General features: G+C 68.7%; 15 protein-coding genes. 7 read left to right on the plus strand and 8 right to left on the minus strand.

Features of this window, described 5'->3' with window-relative positions; all coding sequences use genetic code 11:
* The first annotated feature begins 57 nt into the window (after positions 1–57).
* Both GQS65_RS03510 and GQS65_RS03515 read left to right on the plus strand, forming a co-directional pair.
* On the plus strand, positions 58–1,188 hold the full coding sequence (locus GQS65_RS03510; protein WP_158203290.1) for a dihydropteroate synthase: 1,131 nt from the start codon (positions 58–60) through the stop codon (positions 1,186–1,188).
* A 164-nt stretch (positions 1,189–1,352) separates the two neighbouring features.
* On the plus strand, positions 1,353–2,045 hold the full coding sequence (locus tag GQS65_RS03515; protein WP_158203291.1) for a 6-hydroxymethylpterin diphosphokinase MptE-like protein: 693 nt from the start codon (positions 1,353–1,355) through the stop codon (positions 2,043–2,045).
* A 30-nt stretch (positions 2,046–2,075) separates the two neighbouring features.
* Here the strand turns inward: GQS65_RS03515 and GQS65_RS03520 are convergent, their stop codons facing one another.
* The gene (locus GQS65_RS03520) at positions 2,076–2,267 is read right to left on the minus strand and encodes a hypothetical protein (protein WP_158203292.1); all 192 of its coding nucleotides are present in this window, start codon (positions 2,265–2,267) and stop codon (positions 2,076–2,078) included.
* 3 nt (positions 2,268–2,270) lie between these two features.
* Positions 2,271–3,242, minus strand: coding sequence for a quinone oxidoreductase family protein (locus GQS65_RS03525; RefSeq protein WP_158203293.1), 972 nt, complete (start codon positions 3,240–3,242; stop codon positions 2,271–2,273).
* Positions 3,243–3,371: 129 nt separating this feature from the next.
* Here GQS65_RS03525 and GQS65_RS03530 point away from each other — a divergent pair, with 129 nt between their 5' ends.
* Positions 3,372–4,784, plus strand: coding sequence for an FAD-binding oxidoreductase (locus GQS65_RS03530; RefSeq protein WP_158203294.1), 1,413 nt, complete (start codon positions 3,372–3,374; stop codon positions 4,782–4,784).
* Between the two features lie 48 nt (positions 4,785–4,832).
* On the opposite strand, the gene GQS65_RS03535 is transcribed toward GQS65_RS03530, so the two are convergent.
* From GQS65_RS03535 to GQS65_RS03555, 5 genes are all read right to left on the minus strand, one after another.
* A complete protein-coding gene (locus GQS65_RS03535; protein WP_233265012.1) occupies positions 4,833–6,149 on the minus strand; it encodes a sulfatase in 1,317 nt (438 codons plus the stop codon).
* Between the two features lie 167 nt (positions 6,150–6,316).
* Positions 6,317–8,023: a thiamine pyrophosphate-binding protein gene (locus GQS65_RS03540; protein WP_158203295.1), complete on the minus strand. Its 1,707-nt coding sequence runs from the start codon at positions 8,021–8,023 to the stop codon at positions 6,317–6,319.
* Positions 8,024–8,251: 228 nt separating this feature from the next.
* Positions 8,252–9,259: a TIGR04024 family LLM class F420-dependent oxidoreductase gene (locus GQS65_RS03545; protein WP_158203296.1), complete on the minus strand. Its 1,008-nt coding sequence runs from the start codon at positions 9,257–9,259 to the stop codon at positions 8,252–8,254.
* Positions 9,256–10,041, minus strand: coding sequence for an SDR family NAD(P)-dependent oxidoreductase (locus GQS65_RS03550; RefSeq protein ID WP_158203297.1), 786 nt, complete (start codon positions 10,039–10,041; stop codon positions 9,256–9,258). Before GQS65_RS03550 ends, GQS65_RS03545 begins: the two co-directional genes overlap by 4 nt.
* A gap of 100 nt (positions 10,042–10,141) precedes the next feature.
* Entirely contained in the window at positions 10,142–11,746 is a 1,605-nt protein-coding gene (locus GQS65_RS03555; protein WP_158203298.1) for a hypothetical protein, read from the minus strand.
* A gap of 124 nt (positions 11,747–11,870) precedes the next feature.
* Between GQS65_RS03555 and GQS65_RS03560 the strand changes: the two genes are divergently transcribed.
* The 3 genes from GQS65_RS03560 (at position 11,871) to GQS65_RS03570 (ending at position 14,524) form a co-directional block, all read left to right on the plus strand.
* Positions 11,871–12,836: an MBL fold metallo-hydrolase gene (locus tag GQS65_RS03560; RefSeq protein WP_158203299.1), complete on the plus strand. Its 966-nt coding sequence runs from the start codon at positions 11,871–11,873 to the stop codon at positions 12,834–12,836.
* A gap of 30 nt (positions 12,837–12,866) precedes the next feature.
* A complete protein-coding gene (locus GQS65_RS03565; RefSeq protein ID WP_158203300.1) occupies positions 12,867–13,637 on the plus strand; it encodes an HAD family hydrolase in 771 nt (256 codons plus the stop codon).
* A 110-nt stretch (positions 13,638–13,747) separates the two neighbouring features.
* Complete coding sequence (locus GQS65_RS03570; RefSeq protein ID WP_158203301.1) at positions 13,748–14,524, plus strand: SDR family NAD(P)-dependent oxidoreductase; 777 nt, start codon at positions 13,748–13,750, stop codon at positions 14,522–14,524.
* Positions 14,525–14,530: 6 nt separating this feature from the next.
* On the opposite strand, the gene GQS65_RS03575 is transcribed toward GQS65_RS03570, so the two are convergent.
* On the minus strand, positions 14,531–15,271 hold the full coding sequence (locus tag GQS65_RS03575) for a hypothetical protein (protein ID WP_158203302.1): 741 nt from the start codon (positions 15,269–15,271) through the stop codon (positions 14,531–14,533).
* A gap of 126 nt (positions 15,272–15,397) precedes the next feature.
* Here GQS65_RS03575 and GQS65_RS03580 point away from each other — a divergent pair, with 126 nt between their 5' ends.
* Positions 15,398–16,312 carry an EamA family transporter gene (locus GQS65_RS03580; RefSeq protein WP_368279796.1) on the plus strand — a complete coding sequence of 305 codons (915 nt, stop codon included), beginning with the start codon at positions 15,398–15,400 and terminating at the stop codon, positions 16,310–16,312.
* Positions 16,313–16,395 lie beyond the last annotated feature (83 nt).

Here is a 16,395-nt window from a genome sequence, read left to right on the forward strand (position 1 = left end):
CCCGGTGAACACGCCGTTACCGGACCGGCTATGGGGCCGCCGACGCTACGTCGTGGTATGCGAACCGTCGACGCCGCCGGTCTCGAAATCGGCGACGACCGTCCCCCGCGCATCATGGGTGTGTTGAACGTCTCCAGCGAGTCGCCGTACAAGCCGAGCGTCTTCGACGACCCCGGCGAGGCCGCCGAGTACGTCGACGAACACCTCGTCGACGAGGGGGCGGACATCGTCGACGTGGGTCTCGAATCGGCCAACAAGAAGTTCGAGGTGCTCTCCGCACAGGAGGAACTCGACCGCCTCGACACCGCCGTCGAGACCGTCCACTCCGTCTCGGGGGACGCGGTGTTCTCCATCGAGACGCGCTATCACGAGGTCGCCGCCGAGGCACTCGACCGTGGGTTCGACATGGTCAACGACATCTGTGGGTTCGCCGACCCGGAGATGCCCCGCGTCTGCGACGAACGTGACGCCGCCGTCGCCAAGATGGCCTCGCCGCCGGACCTCGAACGACCCGGTGCGGTCGAAGCGGTCGACGACATCTACGACGCCCTCGAACTGAACGGGTTGACCGACAAGACCATCGTCGACCCGGCGTTCGGTGGCTGGTCCGAAGAGAAGACACTCGCACAGGACCGCGAGACGTTCGAGCGCCTCCGCGAGTTCCGGGGCTACGGTCGACCCATCCTCGTCTCCATCAACCGGAAGAACTTCCTCCGCGACATCGCGGGGCGTGACACCGAGGAAGCGCTGCCGGTCAGCCTCGCGGCCACCTCGATGGCCGTCGAGCGCGGCGCTCACGTCGTCCGCACGCACGACGTCGCCGAGACCCGCGACGCGGCACTCGTCGGCCATCGCTTCGCCCGCGACCGGGTCCACACGCCGACCGTCGAGGAACTGGACGTGACGACGACCGGCGAGGCCGAGCGTCACGCCGCCGAGTCCGGTGTCGACGCCGACGTCGCCGGACACGCCGCGGTCCGGACGTTCGCGGTCGAGGGCCTCCCCGAGGACGCCCGCGGGGAACTGGCGACGCTCGCCGCCGAATCCGGGTGCCACTACGCGCGTGGGGAGACGGCGGACCTGCTGGTCGGCACCGACGCCGCGTTGGCGACGATGGCGTCGACGAGCGACCGGACGGACCCGGCGGCCGGGGGGGCACTCGACGACGTCGCGTCGGCACTCGACTGACGGGGCGTCGTCCGAGGAGAACGTCTGACGCACGTCGTCCGTCGGGCGGACGGCTAAGAGAAAACTTATACCGCCTCCGTAAATATCGTCGGATGCGAGTCGACCGGCCACGCGGGTAGGGGTACTTGGTGGCCGTTCGACCTTCGGTTTATTACTACACGAGCATGCGCTCCTCCGACTGGATCCCCGTCTACGAGGCGATTGTACACGAGTTCGGCTACGACCGTACCGGCGACGAACGAGTCAGAGACCGCCTCGCGGCCCTGACGACGCCGTTCGACCACGACCGACTGCCCCGGTTCGACGGCGCGACGGTGGCCGTCTGTGGCGCGGCCCCGAACCTGACCGAGGACCTGCCACGCGCGAGCGCCGCGGACGTCGTCGTCGCCGCCTCCACCGCGGCCGACACCTGTCTCGACCACGGCGTCACCGTCGACTGCATGGTGACCGATCTCGACAAGAACCCCGAGACGGCCGTCGAACTGACCCGGACGGGAACGCCCGTCGCCGCACACGCTCACGGGGACAACCTGCCGCTCGTCGAGGCGTACGTCCCACGGATGGCCGCCGAGTGGACCCTCCCGACGACGCAGGTCGAACCGGTCGGCCCCGTCGAGAACTTCGGCGGGTTCACCGACGGCGACCGGGCGGCGTTCCTCGCGGACCACTTCGGGGCCGACCGACTGGTGTTTCCGGGGTGGGAGTTCGATGACCCGTCGGTCGGCCCCGCGAAGCGCCGAAAGCTGGCGTGGGCCGAGCGGCTGCTCTACTGGTTGGAGCGTCACCGCGGCGAGCGGTTCGGGGTGCTGGACGGTCGTCGGGCGGGAATCGACACGAGCGCGTTGCCCCTCGAGTAGTCGGTCGGTCGTCGCGGGCCACGGGACGACTCAGTGGTCGGTCGACCCCGAACCGAACAGGCCGAGCAGGACGAGAAACAGCACGAGAGCGACGCCGACGGCCGACGCCAGCGCGAGCGGCGGGTCGCCGCTCGTCATCTGGACGGCGACGCCCAGTCCCGCACCCGGTGGCACCGAGAACAGCAGGGCGTAGCCGACGACGGTGCGACTGGTCGAGCGCACGGTCTACGGGACGAGGAGGACCTTCCCGCTGGACTCGCGGTTCTCGATGTACTCGTGGGCCTCGGCGGCGTCTTCGAGCGCGAAGGTCTCTCCGACCTGCACTTCGAGCGCACCGGAGCCGAGCAGCTCCATCAGCGGCGGCATCGCGCTCATCACCTTCTCGGGGGCGCGGTACATCCCCTGTCCGAGGTGGTAGCCGATGACGCGCTGGTTCGAGAACAGCAGCGAGGCGGTGTCGGGGTGGCCCGGTTCGCCGCTGGCCGCGCCGAAACTGACCATCCGGCCGAAGTGCGACAGGCAGTCGAGGCTCTGTTGAGTCGTCTCCCCGCCGATACCGTCGAGCACGAGGTCGACGCCCTCGCCGTCCGTCAGGTCGTTCACTTCCTCGGCGAACTCCGTCTCGGTGTAGTCGATGGCGTGGTCCAGCCCCAGACTGGTGGCGAGGTCACGCTTCTCCTGCGTGCTCGCGGTGCCGAACGTCTCCGCGCCGGCCTCGCGGGCGATCTGGACGGCGGCCGTCCCGACGCCGCCCGCCGCAGCGTGGATGAGCACGCGCTCGCCTTCCTCCAGTCCCCCCCACTCGTGGAGGCAGTTGTGCGCGGTGAGAAACTGGACGGGGAAGCCGGCGGCCGCCTCGAAGTTCATCCCCTCGGGAACGTCGAACAGTCCCGAGGCGTCGGCGGTCACGTACTCGGCGTAGCCCCCGCCGTCGACCATGCCGACGACCTCGTCGCCCTCGGAACGACCCACGCCCTCACCGACGGCGTCGACGACGCCCGCGACCTCCATGCCGGGGACGTACGTCGGCTCCGGCCCGCCCTGGTAGTGGCCACGGCGCTGCATGATGTCCGCGAAGTTGATGCCCGCCGCGCGGACCTCGATGCGAACCTCGCCCTCGCCCGGTTCGGGGACGTCGCGGTCGGTCACCTGCATCGTGTCGCTTCCGCCGAACTCCGTCACCTCGATGACCTGCATATCTCGCACTCCGGGGGCGACCCGCATAAAGCCGGACGGAACTCCGAACCTACGGTTCCGAGTTTCCGCTCCGATTTCGGCCGACGCCGCCGGGGAACCCTTAACCCCTCAGGCGAGTCACGTCGACCCATGACACACGACTGCTCGTTCCTCTCGGACCTCGACGTCGCCGTCTCCTTCGAGGACGGGGACTTAGAGAGCCACGCGGCCGACTGGGGCACACAGGAGACCGAGAAGGCGACGCTCCCGGACGCCGTCGTCCGTCCCGACTCCACCGAGGAGGTGAGTGCGGTGCTCGCCGCCGCGGACGAGCGTGGCGTCCCCGTCACGCCCTACGCGGCGGGGACGAGCCTGGAGGGCAACGCCGTCCCCGCTCACGCGGGCATCAGCATGGACCTCATGGCGATGAACGAGGTTCTGGAGGTTCGCCCGGACGACTTCCAGATCGACGTGCAACCGGGCGTCATGGGCACGGCAGTGGACGACGCCGTCGCGGAGTACGGCCTGTTCTTCCCGCCGCTCCCCTCCTCGGGGAACCTCTCGACCATCGGCGGGATGATAGCGAACAGCGCCAGCGGGATGCAGACCGTCAAGTACGGCGAGGTGGGCGACTGGGTGCTCGAACTCGAAGCCGTCCTCGCCGACGGGAGCGTGGTTCGCTCGGGGAGTCGCGCCATCAAGACCTCAAGCGGCTACGACCTGAGGTCCTTGCTCGTCGGCAGCGAGGGGACGCTGGCCGTCGTCACCGAGGCGACGCTCTCGCTTCGGGGGCGACCCCAGCAGATTCGGGGTGGCCGGGCCATCTTCCCGACGCTCGACGCCGCCGCGGACGCGGTGTTCGACGCCGTCCGCTCGGGTGTCGACGTCGCCAAGATAGAACTCATCGACGAGTTGAGCGCCGAGATGGCCAACGACTACCTCGGGAGCGACCTGCCCGACGCGCCGATGACGTTCCTGGAGTTCCACGCCAACCACGGCGTCGAGGACGAGATAGCCTTCTGCGAGAGCGTCTTCGAGGAACACGGCGTCGAACGCTTCGAGATGGCCGAGGAGGAGGAGATGGCCGACCTCTGGGCCGCCCGCCGGGAACTGGCGTTCGCCGCCCGCGCGTGGGACCCCGAGCAACAACCGCTCCACCCCGGCGACATCACGGTCCCCATCAGCGAGTACCCGGAGATGATTCGGTACGCGAAAAACCTGGAGGCGGAGTACGGCCTCCCGATTCCCTGCTTCGGCCACGCCGGTGACGGCAACCTCCACTACTCCGTGCTCGTCCCGGACGACCCCGAAGTTCGGGAGGTGGGCGAACAGGTCTACCGCGACATCGTCGAACGTGCTATCGAGGTCGGTGGCACCTGCACCGGCGAACACGGTATCGGGATGGGCAAACGCGAGTACATGAATCTGGAACACGGCGAAGCGAGCGTCGACGCGATGCGCCGCATCAAGCGGGCACTCGACCCCAACGACACGCTCAATCCGGGGAAGATGTTCCCCGAGACACTGGACGGGCGACGGGTCCGTCTCGACGCCGACGACTGACGGCGGTCGGGCCGGTTCCGCCGACGAGACGGGAGTCCCTTCGGCGACTCAGCGATAGCCGAGCGCCTTCAGACGGTCGTTCACGTCGTCGGGGACCGCCCGCGGCCCGTCGTCGCCCTCCCCGCCGCCGAGGGTCGCCGCGTGCTCGGTGGCGAGTTCCTCGAATCGGGTCCGGACCTCGGTGAGCGCCGGTTCGTCCGCGAGGTCGCGCTGTTCGCCCGCGTCGGCCTCCCTGTCGTACAACTCGACGTGTCCCGACTCCGTGTGGTGGATGTAGGTGAACCGGTCGTCACGGACGCTGACGAGGAGTTCGCCGTCGTCCAGTCGCCGCGGGATGGGTTGGCTGGTCACCGAGGGGCCGCGAACGGCGACGGAGACCACCGGGGCCGCGTCGAGCGACGACTCCCCGCGAACCGTCGGCAGGACGCTCTCGCCGTCGAAACCCTCCGTCGGGAGGTCGAACGCGTCACAGACCGTCGGTGGGACGGCGTCGAGACCGACAGGGTCTTCGACCGTTCGACCGTCGCTCGCTGTCCCCTCGCCGTCCGCTCGTCCGACGACGAACGGGACGTGGACGAGTTCGCGGTAGAGTTTGGGGTAGTGCGCGAGGTGGCCGTGTTCCTGGAACTCCTCGCCGTGGTCGCCGGCGACGAGGACGGTGGCGTCGCCACGCCCGGCCTCGCGGAGCGTCTCTACGACACGTCCGATGCTCGCGTCGACCTGGTGGGCCGCGCCGTGGTACAGCGTCCGCAGGTCGTCGAGCGCCCGGTCGTCGACCTCGCGGCCGAGACCGGCGTTGACGTGTGCGCGGAGCATCGTTCCGCTGCCCGTTCCGCCGGAGACCGCCCGGACGTGGCGCGGGGCGGGGAGGTACGGCGTGTGGGTGTCCATGTAGTGGAGCCAGCAGAACAGCGGCCCGTCGGCGGACCGGATGGCGTCGGCGGCGTGGTCTTCGAGCGCCTTCAGGTGGGAGGTGTCGACGGCGATTCGGTCGTCGTCGCCTCGGAGTTTCGCTACGGCACGACGACCGGGCGCGGCGAGGAGCTGGATCCAGCCGTTGACCGTCGGGTGAGCGGCGATCCAGCGCGGACCGCCGAGGAACGTCTCGAAAGTGTCGAACCCGCGGTCGTAGCCCCAGTGTTCGGTCAGAAACCCGTTGGCGGCGTTGAGACCGACCGTCTCGATACCGACGCTCTGGAGGCGTTCGGCGAGCGTCGGGGCCGCGGAGGGGCCGACCCGAGAGCCACCGGTGAACACGGGGTCCGACCCGAGGAGACTCGGGAACGAGAACGGCGTCCAGTTGCCACGAGCGTACGCACGAGAGAACGAGGTTCCGTCGGCAGCGAGTCGTTGCAGAGTCGGCATCGCGTGTTGTGCGTCCGCTCGAAGCGAGTCCACCGTTATCAGCACGAACGTTGCTGCCACTACCTACACGGACGCGGGGCGTCTCCTTATACTTACCATGCGTGCTCGGTAGCACCACGGGGCGCTCGGGGGTCCGTAGCGACCCCCGAGCCAGCACGCTCGGCGTCTCAGTCGTGGACGAGCACGTCCAGCACGTACGGGCCGGACGTCGAGAACGCCTCCTCGATGGCCGCGTCCAGTTCGTCGGGCGTCTCGGCCTGTCCCGCGCTCGCGCCGTGTGACCGGGCGTTCGCGGGGATGTCGACCGGCGGTTCGAAGTCCATCCCGACGAAGTCGTGGTCCTCGTCGCTCCCGCCGAACAGTGTGTTCGTGTTGTCCTTCAGGATGCGGTAGTTGCGGTTGTCCGGGATGACGACAGTCATATCGAGGCCGTGACGTGCGGCGGTGTACATCGCGTTCGGGTAGTAGAGGTACGACCCGTCGCCGATGTAGCCGATGACCTGTCGGGCGTCGCCACCCTCGGCCTCGCGTTCGCGCTCGGCGAACGCCGCGCCGATGGACGCGGGAAGCCCGTAGCCCAGTCCGCCGCCCTTGTTCGAGAGCATCCCCTCGGCGTCCATCTCCCAGCGCGTCAGCAGCGGGTACTTCGCCGTGATGCCCTCGTCGACGACGAACGCGTCGGGGGCGGCCGCTTCGAGCGCGTCGACGAGGTCCGCCTTCGACGGTCGGGTCTCGCCCTCCGGGGTCTCGTCGACGCCCATCGACTCGACGGTGGCGGCGAGTGACTCCTTCATCGCCCGGACCTTCTCCAGTCGGGCGTCGCGCTCGTCGGCCGCGAGTCGGTCACCCACGCGCTCGGCGAGTTCGGCCATCACCTCGCCGGGGTCACCGAGCACGGCGGCGTCGGCGTGCTGGCGTTTCGCCAACTCGTCGGCGTCGTCGCCGACGTGGAGACAGACCGCGTCCTCGCGGACCAGCGGCGAGTCGTGGCGAAGGAGGGTCGTGTTGGTCGAACAGCCGACGAACAACAGCGTGTCGGTGTTCATCAGCATCGACGCCAGCCCCTCGTTCGGGGGGATATACGAGAGGAACTGCTCGTGGCCGGTCGGGAAGTTCACCTCGCTGGCGAGAATCTCGCCGTGGACGCGCGCACCGGTCGCTTCGGCGAGGTCCATCGCGGCCGTGACCGCCTCGTAGCCCGAGCGTGCGACGCCGTCGCCGAGGACGAACACCGGGTCGTCGGCCTCACAGAGCAGGTCGGCGACCGACTCGACCTGCGCGGGGTCGCCACGCCCCGCCGTCGGAATCGGGCCGAGCGGTTCCGGGTCGGCGTCGACTTCGCTCATCATCACGTCCTGTGGCAACCCGAGGAAGACCGGACCGGTCGGTGGCGTCAGCGCGATGCGGAACGCTCGACGGAGCAGTCCGGGCAGTGCGTCCACGTCCGTCACCTCGGCGTCGAACTTCGTGAACTGCTGGACCATCGCTTGCAGGTCGCCGGTCAGGAGCGGTTCCTCGTGACGGAAGTCGAGTTCGTGGTTCCCCGCCGTCAACACGAGCGGTGCGCCGGTCCACTTCGAGCCGTAGAGGTTCCCCAGGCCGTGTGCGAGACCGGGCGTGATGTGGAGGTTGACCACTCCGGCGGGCATCACCGAGTCGTCGTGGTGGGAGTGGTAGCGTCGTGTCTGGGCGTATCCCGCCGCCGCGCCGACCGCCACGTCCTCGTGGAGTCCCAGCACGTACTCCAGCGAGGAGTCGGCCAGCGACTCCATCACGGCCAGTTCGGTCGTCCCTGGGTTCCCGAAGAGGTGGGTGACACCGTACTGTTCGAGCGCGTCGACGAACAGATCCGCCCCCGTGTACTGTTCACTCATATCCCGGTGTGTGAGTGGTGGCGTCAAATAGCTACGTGCGACCTGCCCCACCCGCCGGGTCGGCCGCCGACCCACCGCTCGCCATCGAGTTAATGTACGGAGAAAGACAGTAATTCCCGATTCAGGACCCGAATACGACTCCGGGACCCCGACAGAGGGAACGTCCGCGTGTCAGCCTCTCGATGGTTAGCGCTCACCTTCCGGGGCCGACGAGGTCGCGTCCGGGGCTCACTCGGGGGCGAGCGCTTCGATGGTCGTGTCGATCTCCTCGACCGTCGCGGCTCGCGGGAACGACACCGACACCGCGTCGACGCCGTCCATCGCCGCGAACCCGTCGAGACGCTCGCGGGCCTCTTCGGGCGTGCCAGCGACGGCCAGTTCGTCGAGCAGGTCGTCGTCGATAGCCGCCAGCGCCTCCTCCCGGTCGCCGTCGTTCCACTCGTCGTAGACGGTGTTGGCGACCTCCTGGTAGCCCTGTCGGGCGAGGTTGTCGCGGTAGAACGTCCCCATCCCGCCGACGTAGAACGCGCTGTGCTGGCGGACGATGTCGCGTGCCCGCTCGCGGTCCTCCAGCGCCGCGCAGGTCAACGAGAGCGTCACTCGGACGTCGTCCGGGTCGCGGTCACCCAGCGCTGCACCCCGTTCGAGATCCGCGAGACGGTCCGCGAGACCCTCCTCGGTCAGCATCAGGGCGTGCCAGCCGTCGGCGAACCGCCCCGCGAGTTCGACCGACTTCGGCCCCATCCCCGCCACGTCGATGGACGGTGCGGGGTCCGGAACCGCCGACCGGAGACGGAACCCCGAGAGGTCGACGTACTCGCCGTCGTAGCTCACCTCTTCGCCGGCGAGCACCTGCCGGACGACGTCGATGGTCTCGCGCGTGCGCCGGAGCGGGTTCCCGTACTCGACGCCGTGCCAGTTCTCGATGACGATGGGGCCGGACGGGCCGAGGCCGAGGCGGAACCGGCCGTCGGAGACCTCCTGTACCGTCGCCGCACTCATGCCGATGAGAGCCGGTGACCGCGAGTAGATGGGCGTGATGGAGGTGCCCAGACCGATATCGCTCGTCCGCTCGGCGATACTCGTCAGCACCATCATCGCGTTGCGCCCCCACGACTCGGGGAGCCACGCCCGGTCGTAGCCCAGCGACTCCGCCTGCTGGGCCTGTTCGACCAGCGCGTCGACGCTCGGCTGAGCGGCGACCGGGAGGAACACGTCCCGTGCGACGTCGGTCATGACTGCGGAGTCTCCTCCATGATGTCGGGGACGCCCGCCGCCGTGAGCGTCTCACCGACGATGTACGAGGAGGCGGGGGTGGCGAGGAACTGGACGATGTCGCTGATCTCCTCGCTCAGTCCGATGTTCCGGTCGACGCTGTCGCGCTCGATGTCGCCCGCACTGACGCCCATCTGCGTCTCGACACCGGGAGTAGCGACGAACCCCGGCGCGATGCAGTTCACCCGGATGTCGTGAGCGGCGTACTCGTACGCGAGCGTCTTCGTGAGGTTGACGACGCCCGCTTTCGCCGACCCGTAGTGGCTCATGTACGGCGACCCCTTCTGGCCGGCGACGCTGGCGAAGTTGACGATGGCTCCGCCCTCGTCCTGGTCCTGCATCTGCTGGCCGGCGACCTGACAGCAGTGGTAGGTCCCGTGGAGGTTGATGTCGACGATGGTCTTCCAGCCGTTCTCCGAGATGTCGTCGAAGCCGGCCATGAACGACGCGCCGGCGTTGTTGACCATCGTGTCGAGACTCCCGAACTCCTCGACGGTGGCCTCGACGAGCGCCTCCACGGCGTCGCGTTCACGGACGTCACAGGCGACGGCGATGGCCCGGCCGGCGGGGTTCTCGTCGTTGATCGACTCGGCGACGGCGTCGACCTTCTCCTGGTCCCGCGAGGAGACGACGACGTTCGCACCCTCCTCGACGAACCGGCGTGCGGTCACCTCGCCGATACCCTGTGACGAACCGGTGACGACGACGGTCTGGTCGGCGACGCTGAACTGCTCGGTGGTCATCGAGAATCGGCTCCTGGCATGTGTAGCCGTGACAACCGACGGCAGGGACTTTACTCCGACGGTCGGCGAAACGGGGGAGAACGAGCGGTCGGTCGGTGGTTCAGCTCCAGACGATGTCCGAGGTGAGCCCGCCGAACTCCTCGCGGTACTGGACGCTGGCGTTCTGTGCGTCCGCCGGTACGGCGAAGATGAGCACGCCGGAGGCCTCCTGCCCCGCGTCGGGGTTGTTCATGCCGCTGTAGAGCGAGACGTCCGGTTGCGTCGGGTTCGGGCCGGTGTACTGCTGGTAGTTCTGGTCGCCGACCTTCGCTCGGAAGGTGTCCGGCTGCGGCGTGTTGCCGCCCGCCGCCCCCGCCGTGACCGTGACGTCGATGAACAGGAACTTCCGACCCTCCGGCGGTTCGCGCTGCTTGGTCACCTGCTGTGAGGTGCCGCCTTCGGTCGATTCGGTCGCGGTGAACCCGTAGGTCCGCATGAACCGCGGGTTGCTGACCGTGACCGTGGAGTTGTCGATGGCCGCGGTCGAGTCGCCGAACGAGAGACGCTGGGAGCCACCGGTGATGCGGCGTCGGTGCTCGCTCGCCCCGAACGGGATGACCCGCCAGACGGTCTCCTGGGTGAACGGCCACGACTGCGTGAAGCTGAACGTCTTCGTCGCCCCGGACTCCACGTCGCCGGTCGGGTACGCCGCGGGCGACCAGCCGCGACCTTTCATGTTGAACTCCGCGAGACCGGTGAACGTACCGCCGGTCTGACCGACGTTGCGGACCGTGACGGTCCCCTCCAGTCGGCCGCGCTGAGGCCGGTCGGGCATGGTGAAGTCGACGAGCGCGAACTCGGCGAGTGCACGGGGCGGGAACGACCAGACCCGGTCGGGGCGGCCACCGCCGCCGGCCTTGAGCGACCAGCCGACGCCGATGCCCTGGTTCAGAATCGTCTCGCGGGGGATGCTGGCGAGCACCCACCCGTTGACCGTCTCGCCGGACTCGATGGGCGACCCGAGGAGCGGTTGCCCGTCGAGGCCCTCGATGGTGCCCAGGGGCTTGCCGTCGATGGTCGCGTGAATCTGCCCACCGTCGACGCTGAACTTCTCGGGGAGGATGCGCGTCGGCTGGGAACCGCTGTTCTTCATCTTCGCTCTGAAGACGCCGAGGACCGAGTTCCCGCCTCCGCCCGTGAACATGTCTTTGGTGTAGCCCGACTCGGCGACGTAGCGGTAGTAGACGCCCTCGCGGAACGAGACGTCGGTGAACGTCAGCTGAAGGTTGTTCCCGACGTCGACCATCTGGCCGGGTTCGACCGCTTCGGCGGTGACGGCCACCGACGCGGCGACCCCTGCCTCTTCGAGTTCGAACCGGTACTCACCGGCACCTCGAACGGGGACGTTGACTTCGACCTCGCCGGTCTGACCGGAGGGGATGTTGCCGATACTGATGTCCTGTGCGAAGTCCGAGTCACCGTCGACCGCCACGAGTCGGTCGGTGTAGGTACCGGTCTGCCCGCCGTAGTTGCGGGCGCTGACGGTCATCGACACCTCACTGTCGATAGCCGCTTCCTGGGGGGCGTTGATGAGGATGTTGTTGAACTGCGCCGGCCCATCGACCGTCTCCTGGGAGTCCGCTGGGGGGGCGGCGGTCTGGTTGCAGCCTGCGAGCAGGCCTGCTGCTGCGGTGCCACACACTGCGAGGTACCGTCGACGTTGCATAGGAGCATCATCTTCCCTTCTGGCAATAGTTAGTCGCATACAACCGCTCGGTAGTGGGTGATTTCCACCGCGTCGGAGACCACATCCCCCGACCTTTTCGCGGTGCGATTCGAGAGGACTGACGATGCACACCGGGCGCGTCCACCGTATCGAGAGTCCCGTCGACTGGCCACCGAGACACGTCGCGGCGTACCTCGCCGAGTTCGGCGACGCCCTCGTGCTCGTCGACGCCGGGATGCCGGACGCCGAGAGCGAGCGGGCACTCTCCAGGACGCTCGACGACCGCGGCTACGACCTCACGGACGTGACGCACCTCCTGCTCACGCACCCGCACGTCGACCACGTCGGGCAGGTCGAGACGGTCGTCGACGCCGCGGCTCCGCACGTCCTCGCGCCCGCGGGCGTCAGCGAGCGGTTCGCACGCGACCCCGACGCCCTCGCCGACACCGTCCGGACCACCGCGACGGAGGCGGGACTGGACGAGCGGAGAGTCGAGCACGCCGTCGAGATGGCCGTCGGGTCGCTCCGGCGCAACGGCGACCTCCTCCCGGTCGGGCACGTCGACACGTGGCTGGACCACGGCGACCGGTTCGACGTCGGTGACACGACGCTCGAAACCGTCCACACGCCGGGCCACCAGGCCGACCACTGCTGTTACCTCGCACGCGAGGACGAGGCGCTGTTCGCGGGCGACATGGCCATCGAACCGTTCCGTCCCGTGCTCCTCCACGCCGGCCTGGACCGGGCGGTCGACGATGCGGTCGGCGCGTTCTCGACCGCCCTGGACCGTCTCGACGCCCTCGACGTCGACCGTGTCTACCCCGGCCACGGCCCGGTCCACGACGCGTTCGCGGAGACGGTCGCACGCGACCGGGCGTCGGTCGACCGGCTGCTCGACCGCAGCGTCGAGAGCGTCGTCGACGGCGCGACGACGGCCGTCACGGTCGCGGAACGGCGTTCCGGCGACCGTGCCATCGAGTACATCGTCGCGGAGGTGGTCGCGGCGCTCCGACACCTCGACGCGACCGGCCGACTGGACAGCACCCTCGTCGACGGCGTCCGGGAGTACCACCCGGCGGACCACCAGTAGAGTCAACCCGGTTCCGCCCCCCGACTCGCCATGGACGACCTGGCGTACGAGGGCGTGTTCTTCGACATCGGAGGGGTGCTCCTCGACCTCTCGTCCGTTCGTGCGGGCCACGAGCGGTTCCTCACGCGATTCGCCGAGGAGAACGGTATCGAGGCCGTCGACGAGTTCGTCGCGGACTGGCGCGCGGCGCTCGGCCACTACTTCTCCAGTCGGGACGGGACGACGTTCCGACCGGCGCTCGACGGTTACCGACGTGCTATCGCCGTCGCGGTCGCCCTTCAGGAATCAACCGCTCTCGACCGTGAACCGGTCGTCAGTGGGGGGAAAGAGGTGCCTACCACGGTCCCCGACGAGGAGTGGCGACCGCTGTTCGACGCGGCGAGCGCCGAGACGCTCCGCCCCTCCCCCGGTACGGGGTCGACGGTCCGCGCCCTCGACGAGGCGGGGTGCTACCTCGGCATCGTCTCCGACATCGACACGTGGGAGGCCGAGCGGATGCTCTCGACGTTCGACGTTCGGGACTGCTTCGACCGTGTCACGACCAGCGAGTCCGTCGGGCGGACGAAACCCGACCCCGCGATGTTCGACGCCGCACTCGACGACGCCCCGGTCGCCCCCGAACGCTCGCTGTACGTCGGCGACCGGTACGACCACGACATGCGCGGCGGGAAACGCGCCGGCTTCACGACGGTGGCCCACGGTGGCACCGCCGCTGAAAACGCGGCCGAAGACCCCGACGAAGTGGTCGATTTCGTGGTTTCCGACCTCCGGGAACTGCTCGATATCGTCGGTGTCGTCTGAAGACGAGCGGCGACCGGCGAGTGGTGACCGGTGACCGATGGCCGGCGCCCTACACCGACTGCGGTGGGGCGCGTAGCTATTTGTGACCCCCCGCCGACGTGGTGGCTGTCATGGACTTCGGACTGAGCGACAAGACGGCGCTCGTCACCGGCGGCGGCGGCCGAATCGGGAGCGAAGACTGCGAGGTACTCGGCGCGGAGGGGGCGACGGTGGTCGCTCTCGACGTGAACCTCGACGCGGCACGGACCGCCATCGACACCGTCGAGGAGCAGGGCGGCGAGGGGTTCGCCGTCGAGTGTGACCTCACCGACCGCGAGGACGTCGCGGCGACGGTCGAGGCCATCGAGGAGCGGACCGGCGGCGTCGACGTCCTGGTCAACAACGCCGGGATGGTCGACGCCCGCGCCCGGATGCAGGACTACGACGACGACATCTGGGACCGCGACGTCGCCATCAACCTCACCGGCGCGTACAACGTCACCCGACAGGTGTTTCCGGGGATGTGTGACCGTGGCTGGGGTCGGGTCATCAACATGTCCTCGATGGCCGGGTGGCAGGGCGGGTTCGGACAGGCCTCCTACGCCGCGACGAAGGCGGCGCTCATCGGCTTCGGGAAGACGCTCGCGCTGGAGGGCGCACAGAACGGCGTCACTGCGAACGTCATCGCGCCCAACATCGTCGTCGACCAGTTCGCCGACATGAGCATCGAAGAGCTAGAGGAGTTCGACGAGCACTTCGCCCGTATCGCCAAGGCGACCCCGATGCGGAAACTCGGCCGGGAGCGGGACGTGGCGAACATGGTCGCGTACCTCGCCAGCGAGCAAGCGAACTACGTCACCGGACAGGTCGTCGGCGTGACGGGCGGTATCGACCTCTTCAGTTTCTGATCGGACTCAGGCGGGGGCGGTTCCCCACACGAGTTCGCCGTCGGGTGCGACGACGACGACGCCGACCGGTCCGTCACCCTCGACACCGTCGGTGGTCGTCCAGCGCGTCGAGAGGCGCGAACTCCCGCCGGCGGTGACCGTCACGTCGTAGCGGTCGGTCGACGAGTCCAACACGAGACCGGTCGTCGCCGCACCGGACTCCCCATCGAGACGGTACTCGTACACGGTCGACGCGTTCCCGGCACCACCGTCGGCCGGTGTGACCGTCACCGCGAGCGAGCGCCGGTCGTCACCGAAGTTGTAGACGCGGAACCGACGCTCGTTGTCGCTCCCGTCGTCGTGCGTCGAGACCCGGTCGATACGCGTCTCGTCGCTGGTCGACACCCGGTAGGCCACCGTGGTGTCGACGCGTTCCGTCGAACTCCCGTGGTGGACCGTGCCGCTACACGCGACGACGGCGTACCCGTCGTCACCGGTGAACCCGACCGTCGTCGCCGCACAGGTCACCTCGACGTCGGACGCGCCGTCGGCGGTCGCTTCACTGTAGATACGGTACGTCTCCGTCTGGTTGGCGTACGCCGCGACCGACTCGCTGTTCACGCTCGACGGTCGGTCCGGTTGCGATGGCGTGTGCGCCCGCTCCGTCGTCACCTGTGTCGTCGGTTCGGAACTCTCCACTGGTGACCCGACACATCCCGCGAGGAGGAGGAGAGAGGCCACCACGAGGGTAGGGATGAGGCTGCGCATACACGACCCGAGCGCCTCCGAACGTATCGTTATGCAGTCTATTACTGTCGAGGTGACTTCGTCTGGCTCGTGAACGTCACTGTCGCTAACGCGGCTGTTTTACGTCCCCTCTGCTCACTGAGAGGCGTGTCACGTCTCCGTGCGGTCGGTCTGTTCGTCCTACTCGCCTCGCTGTGGGGGCTGTCGTTTCCCGCTATCAGTGTCGGCCTCGCTTCACTCGACCCGCTGTTGTTCGCGGCGATTCGCTACGACATCGCCGCCGTGCTGTTGCTCGTCTTCTCGATGCTGACGCTCGACACCCACCGCTGGATTCCACGGACGCGAAACGACGTGGGCGCGGTGGCCTCCGGTGGCCTGTTTCTCGTCGCCGGAAACAGTCTGCTGTTCGTCGCTCAGCAGACCATCCCGAGCGGCGTCGCCGCCATCCTCTACAGCCTCATCCCGCTGCTCACGACGGGTTTCGCCGTCGTCGTCCTCCATGAGCGCCTCTCGGCCGTCCAGTTGCTCGGCATCGCCGTCGGCTTGCTCGGCGTCGCCATCGTCGCTCGCCCGGACCCGAACGCGCTGCTCGCCGCGGACGTGGTGGCGAAGGGGCTGGTGGTGGTCGCCGCCGCGAGCGTCGCCCTCGGCGGGGTGCTCGTCCAGCGGTTCGGCCCGACGCTCGCCGACGCGGGAACGACCGGGTGGGCGATGCTGTCGGGCGCACTCGTCCTCCACGGCGCGAGTCTGGTGACCGGCGAGGGACTCCCGGCGGCCGTGCCGAGCGAGGAGGTGCTGTTCGCGGTGAGCTACCTCGGCGTGCTGGCGACGGCGCTCGCCTTCCTCGTCTACTTCACGCTGCTGGGTGACTACGGGCCACTCCAGACCAACCTCGTCTCGTATCTCGTCCCCGTCGTCGCCACCGTCGCGGGCGCGGCGTTGCTCGGCGAGGCGGTCACCGCGGCCACCCTCGTCGGGTTCGCGGTCATCTTTCTCGGCTTCCTGCTCGTCCAGTTCCGGTCGATTCGAGCGTACGCCCGCGGCGAACCGACGAGCGGGTAGTCGTCGGACGCCCCTCCGGCGGTTCCGCCCGCCCCTCGACGACGTGCGTCGTGTCCACACACCGCTTATGTGGTATCGGTTCG

Source organism: Halomarina oriensis (assembly GCF_009791395.1).
Taxonomy (GTDB): Archaea; Halobacteriota; Halobacteria; order Halobacteriales; family Haloarculaceae; genus Halomarina; species Halomarina oriensis.